Origin of the sequence: Bradyrhizobium sp. NBAIM03 (assembly GCF_020194055.1) — a bacterium.
Lineage (GTDB): Bacteria > Pseudomonadota > Alphaproteobacteria > Rhizobiales > Xanthobacteraceae > Bradyrhizobium > Bradyrhizobium yuanmingense.
The window spans coordinates 104,990-110,989 of record NZ_JADYVS010000027.1 but is presented as its reverse complement, the minus strand read 5'-3'; the positions used below and the strand labels follow the sequence as shown (position 1 = coordinate 110,989).

The window sequence follows — 6,000 nt, the reverse complement described above, 5'->3', positions numbered from 1 at the left end:
CCTTTCAAGCTCTCTCGACCAAGATCGACTTTGTGCCGCTCTCCCAGTCAGCCCGATCCGCCGACCGCAATCAATCCGCTGGTCCGAATGAATAGGCAATGTTGCCCGCGCGTCATTCCATGACATCCCGCCTTGCGCCGCGCTGAGATACGGTCCTTCGTGTCACCCGTGCAACGAAAGCTAGCTCACACTTGCCGCGGATGAGGCTCAAGGTCAGGCGCCAATACTGCGGCCAGCTGCCGATTGGCCTCACATAGGATCCCGCCCCATTGCATTTCCCCTCGGGTCTACGGGCAAACTAGCACCGGGAAGACGTCGTTTCTCGGCGATCTGACTGCCTTCGCTGGAAACTAGCGGTGATACTCCACGAAAGACTGGAGGTAAGTGAATGATTCCTGCAAGATACGATGGATTTTGACGCGCGAACGAATCAGCATCGGAAAGCACCCGCACCGAATGTCGCGCGCTCTGGCGCAGCCGGAGACCTAACTGGTCGTCGTGAGGTTGAGTTTCAGCGTGCGCGGCAGCGATCGTCCGCCGTCCATGACGATTGATTGTCCCGTCACCGCGGAAAACTCCGATGTACAGAGAAACGCCACCATCCGGGCGACCTCCTGTTCGGTGACCAGTCGCGCCATCGGTGTTTCCATGACGACGCTGGCCTTGTAGTCGGCCATCATATTGGTACGCTCGCTGGCGATCTGGCCGGGTACGATCGCGTTGACCGTGACGAGCGGCGCAAATTCGAGCGCGAGGCACTGCGTCAAATGGATCAAAGCCTCTTTGGCAAGCCCGTATACCGAATGCGACCTCGCATAGGCCGAGGTTGCGCTCACATTGATGATCCGGCCCCAGCCCATTCGCTCCATGCCTGTGATCGCGCTTTGAGCAAGCTGGTACGGGGTCCTTAGATTCACCGCCATGACCGTCTCCCACTCCGACAAGGATAGCGACCGAAACGGTGTATCTGAATAGGGACCCGCATTGTTGACTAGGACGCCTAAGGCTCCCAGTCGCTCTGTGACCCGGCATACAAGCGCTGCCGCCGCCTCTGGGTCTCTTAGGTCAACCGGAAACAGCATCGCTTTTCCACCGATCGCGGCGATGCGAGCGACAATGCTTTCGCCCTCGCTCAAAGCACGCCGGCAATGCACCGCGACACGCGCCCCACGCCGCGCGAGCTCGACTGCGATTGCAGCGCCGGTGCCTGATGAGGAGCCGGTGACAAGGGCGACCTTGCCGTTGAGATCACATTCGCCCGCACTCATGGATCGATTCTCCTAGACCAGATCAACTTCAGCTTCGACTCGTCCAGATATTTGTTGTGTATCAGGTCGATCAGATCCTTGGCGGATGTGGCGAGCTCCGCCTCATAGGCGGCGCGATCGGTCACCTCGATGCGCTCGATGTAATCCCAGGGGCCGCCGTCGAACGGCACCGGCTCCGTCAGGCGATGAATCCGATAGCTGATGATCGTCTTCAGCTTTGCTGTAAACGGATAGTCAACCTCGCGCTCGAAGCGTTCATATTCGTCCGGGTCGACACCGGTTTTCAAGGCGGTCAGGATATAGACGACCGTCGTCATCATTTGCTCCTTATGAATATTGCTCAGAGAGGACGAACGAGCTTTGATAGCCTGAAGGCCAAGCTTCGGCAGATCCTTATGTTTGGGATAATCGGGCGCCGATAAGTACCGCTGTCCGCCAAGCACGAGCCACTCGTCTTCACCATCCCGCTCGTCTCCGACGCCAAGCTACACGCGTCATCCGACACATCCCTGGCAGGGCTTCGATCAGCGCGGCGCAAAGAGCCCGCGAGGAGACTGCCAGTCCTCTTTTGGGAAAAAAGTTGGCTCGAGGCTTATGCCTGCCGATCGCTCGACGCCTTCGCGAAAGCCGCCTCGACGGCCGGCCAGACTTGCGTTCCGAAGCGCATGATGACGTCTTCGTAACTGACGCCAGGAGCCGGAACCGGAAAGATGTTGAAGCCGGTGACGCCGGCGCGGCGGAGGTCAATGACGTGCTGGGTCACCTCTTCGACAGTCCCGCAGAGGGTGAGAGCATCGACATGGCGGTCGGTGACGAGAGGAAATAATGCGGCGAACGGGGCGACGCCGGCAGCATAAGGGACTGGACCAATGGCATCGACGACCTCTTTTGGCAATGTAAGTCCCTGTGTCTGAAGCGTGTAGAACCGCGAAGTGGCTTGCGCAATGATCCGCGTCACTGAAGGGCGCAATATATCGCGCGCCTGCTTACCGTCATTGGCGATACAGCAATCAAGGCGCGCGACAAGCTTGATCTCGCCCGGAGAACGGCCGGCCTTTGTCGCCCCCTCAGCGACGGCCGACGCGAAGGCCTTTGCTTCGTCGACAGAGCCGCACCCTTCCATCATCACGCCATCGGCGACTGCGCCGCCCATTTTCTGACCGAGCGGACCATTGCTTGCGACGCGAACAGGGACGCGCGCGCGCGGCGGCGTGAAATTCAATCGGCCGCGGTGAAATCGAATGATCTCGCCCTGGTAGTCGACCTCCTGCCCGGCCATGAGCTGACGAATCAGATCGACGGCTTCGCGAATGGCGAGAGGCGGCTTGCGCGATTGGATCCCGAGCTCGGCGAAGCCGGAGACACCCGCGCCGATGCCGAGAATGGTGCGCCCCTTCGAGATTTCATCGAGGGTGCCCAGGGCCATGGCGGTCAAAGCCGGGTGGCGCGCGAACGGATCGGTCACGCAGGGACCAAGCTTGACGCGTGAGGTTTGCCCGGCCAGATAGGACAGACACGAGTAGGTTTCGCGGTAGAAGCGCTCATCCGCAAGCCAGACGGTTTCAAATCCGCTCTCTTCGGCAAGCCTGGTACGAGCGGCAAGGCGGGACACCGGTTGGTCGCCGAGCATCAACAGTTCTATCGACATGAACGTCTCCGACAGTTGCCTCCCTCCGCGCTCAAGCGAGCTGACCCGGCCGAGAGGTGATGAAGAAAAAGGGCTTGACTTGCCGCCTCGCCGGTCCGCGGCCAGGTCCCTAACCAGCCGAGGCATCCGATCCTTGAGGGCGAATGCGCGATGACGCCGAGCCACGTATTCGGGCGTCGCCATGGCGCCGGCCTTCACGAGGGTGGGATTACCGGGCAACAGATAGACGAAGAAAGCCGGTCACGCTGACGCCGAATAGGGTCGGCGTCAGCAAAGAGTGACTGGCGAAGCACGAAAGCGAAGAACGACATGATCTTGTCAGCGCGTCCAGGCCGCTCTCAACTCAGCTTCATCTTGTTGAAGCGCTCGAAGGAATCCCAGTACTTCGCAACGCCCGCGAGCTCGGAACGAGTCACCCTCGCCCAATTGTCATACCAAAGCAGACCCCAGGCCGCGTCATCCAGAAGAATCTTCTGCGCGTCCTTGACTGCGGCCATGCGCCTGGCTGGATCAGCCTCTCGGATATTCTCGTCGATGATCTTGTCGAGGGCAGGATTGGCGTAGCCCCCCTTGTTGGTCGCACTGGCTTTGCTGTGAAAATTCCAATAGAGGTGATAGAATGGGTCGTTGATCCAGGACTGCCACGTTTCAATCGACAGCTCGTGCCCGCCGCTCGATGACAGTTGGCGGAAGGTCGCGTCAGTCTCCTTCTCGATGCTGACCCGGAATCCGATTTTCTCCAGTTCGCGCTGAATCCATATCGCTGCTTGCTCATGCGGCGCATATCCAACACGCACCGCGAGCTTGACCGGGATCGGCTCCGAGCCGAGCCCAGCTTCCGCCATCAGTGATTTTGCTTTGGCGACATCGTAATTGTACGGCGAGAGCGAACCATCATGGCCGGGCGTTTGAGCTGCGATCGGGCTTTTCATCTGTTCGCCATAACCGTAGAGGACGTTCGGGATGATTGCGTGGATCGGCATCGCGTAATTGATCGCCTGGCGAACTTTCACGTTATCGAACGGTTTTTTCTTCAGATTCATGCAGAGAAAATTGCAATTGGTGTCGGGCAACGACACGACATTGAGACCCGGCTCGCCCTCAAGGCTCTTAAGATTCTTCGGCGACATCGAGTTGGGTCCGATCACCATGTCGATGGCTTTGCGCTTAAGCAGGAGAATCCGGTCAGCCTCATTCGCCGTTGATTTGATGACGATGCGCTTGAAATAGGGTGACGCCCCCCAATAGCCTTGTGTGGCTTCCAGGACCACCTCGACGCCTGGCTCGTTTCTGACGGCTTTATAGGGCCCGAGCCCGGCCGTGTTGCGCTTAAGCCATTGAGAGGCCCAAGGATCGTCGGCGGTCGCGTGCAGCTTGATCTCTTCGGGATCAAGAAGTGCGTTGTTGGACAAGGACAGCACGTCGAGCAACATGGCACTCGGCGCCGGCAGGTTGATCGCAAAGGCACTATCGTCGCGCACCTCGAATTGATCTGCCTCCGTCACCCCGATCATGGTTGGAAAGATGAGCCGCATGTAGCCGGAAGATTGCAGCCCACGGTCGAAGAGATATTTCACCGCGTTCGCATTCACCGGCCGGCCGCTCGGAAATTTCAGGCCACGACGGATGTTGACGACAAGGGTTTTGTTGTCGTTCTCATACGTCCAGCTTTCGCCGATGCCGCTTGCGAAAACAGCGGGCTTGGAAATCGCAAGGTTAGGCGATCCGGCGACTGGCTCTGCACCCCAGCTCAGCACCGTGTCGTAGATGTTTGCCTGAACGATATAAGCGCCGTCGGACTTGAATTGCGCCGGATCGAAGGAATCGATATCCGTGCCCCAGGCCACCGTGAGCGTCGGACCACCCTGTGCATTTGCAGACCCGGTAAAAAGGCCCGGCGTGAACATCGCACTGCCGCTCGCCGCCAGCTTGAGAAAGCTGCGGCGTGATTGATTTCCCAACATTCAAGTCCCCTGCGTAGGTTCTGGATTTGCGTGAACAAGCTCGAATGACGTGGATAGCTCTGTCTCGTGCGCACGAGTCTTCGAAGGCGCTCCCGCAAAGGAGCGACCCAGGAAGTTCCGCTTGCGTCCGCACAATCGACGACCGCGGAGATAAAGATGCGCCTGACGTGTTCAGACACACAGCTCGGGATAAGGCATGAACCGCTGCAGGATCCTCAGGCAGAGGCGTTTCCGCGCCTGCCTTTCGGAGCGGCCGCCGATCGCTTCTTTACGGGTTTGTCGATAACGCGCGAGAGGCAATTGGCCGCCTGCATGATGTCATCGGTCACAGCCGCGCGGGCGGCGGGGCCGTCGCGATGCGTCAGCGCATCAAGGATGCGGCGATGAGCATCCATGGAGCGACGCAGGTGCGCGGCGTCGGGCGCAACGAGCACGAAGCACGGGCCAATCAGAACCCAGAAATTCTCGACCGCACCAAGGATGATGGGTGCTTGAGCGATCTCATAGATCCGCCTATGAAAGGCGAAATTCGCCGATAGATAAGCGGGCACATCGACTGCATCGGCCGCCGCCTGGAGACGATCATAGAGCTCAGCGACCTCACTATCGTCAACGCCCGTCATGCGGATTGCCGCGCGCTCGGCAAGAAGCCCCTCAAGCGCCACCCGTGCATCGCGCACGTCGCGCAATTGCGCGCCTGACAGATGAACGACGCTCAGGCGCGCCGTGTCGCTGAACTCGAATGCACCTTCAGCCTGCAGGCGGCGGAGCGCCTCGCGCACCGGCATCGGGCTCGAACCCAACGCCTCGGCAAGTCCTCGAATTGTCAGCCTCTGGCCCGGCGCGAAGCGGCCGGCCATTACGCCGTCACGCAAATGCCGGTAAACCTGATCCGCCATCGAGTCCCGGGCAACGGACGGCAGTAGCGGCAGCGGTTTCTTGTCCTTCACCTTCGCGGGTCCCCCCAAGTCTTAATTTCGGATATGTGATCACAAATTCGCCCCTACGTCAAGTTTGCTCAGCCCATTCTTGATTTTGGACTTAAGGTTGCAGACTTGTCGGGTCGTTCGGTCAACGTGAGACTTCAGATGGGACGCGAGCGGCGGAGCACCGTTCGTCC

Annotated in this window: 5 protein-coding genes; all 5 read right to left on the bottom strand. The window is 59.5% G+C overall.

All coding sequences use genetic code 11. The features are described from left to right. Positions 1-485 precede the first annotated feature (485 nt). The 5 genes from I6F21_RS30495 to I6F21_RS30475 all read right to left on the bottom strand — a co-directional run bounded on the left by I6F21_RS30495 (position 486) and on the right by I6F21_RS30475 (position 5,830). Positions 486-1,268 (bottom strand): SDR family NAD(P)-dependent oxidoreductase, encoded by a 783-nt coding sequence (locus tag I6F21_RS30495; RefSeq protein WP_225183971.1) that lies wholly within the window; start codon positions 1,266-1,268, stop codon positions 486-488. After that, positions 1,265-1,711: a hypothetical protein gene (locus I6F21_RS30490; protein ID WP_225183970.1), complete on the bottom strand. Its 447-nt coding sequence runs from the start codon at positions 1,709-1,711 to the stop codon at positions 1,265-1,267. The genes I6F21_RS30495 and I6F21_RS30490 overlap by 4 nt, the downstream gene beginning before the upstream one ends. Before the next feature lie 149 nt (positions 1,712-1,860). Next, a complete protein-coding gene (locus tag I6F21_RS30485; RefSeq protein WP_225144543.1) occupies positions 1,861-2,916 on the bottom strand; it encodes an LLM class flavin-dependent oxidoreductase in 1,056 nt (351 codons plus the stop codon). A 338-nt stretch (positions 2,917-3,254) separates the two neighbouring features. After that, on the bottom strand, positions 3,255-4,880 hold the full coding sequence (locus I6F21_RS30480) for an ABC transporter substrate-binding protein (RefSeq protein WP_225183969.1): 1,626 nt from the start codon (positions 4,878-4,880) through the stop codon (positions 3,255-3,257). A 215-nt stretch (positions 4,881-5,095) separates the two neighbouring features. Then, positions 5,096-5,830, bottom strand: coding sequence for a GntR family transcriptional regulator (locus tag I6F21_RS30475; protein ID WP_225131290.1), 735 nt, complete (start codon positions 5,828-5,830; stop codon positions 5,096-5,098). Between the last annotated feature and the right edge of the window lie 170 nt (positions 5,831-6,000).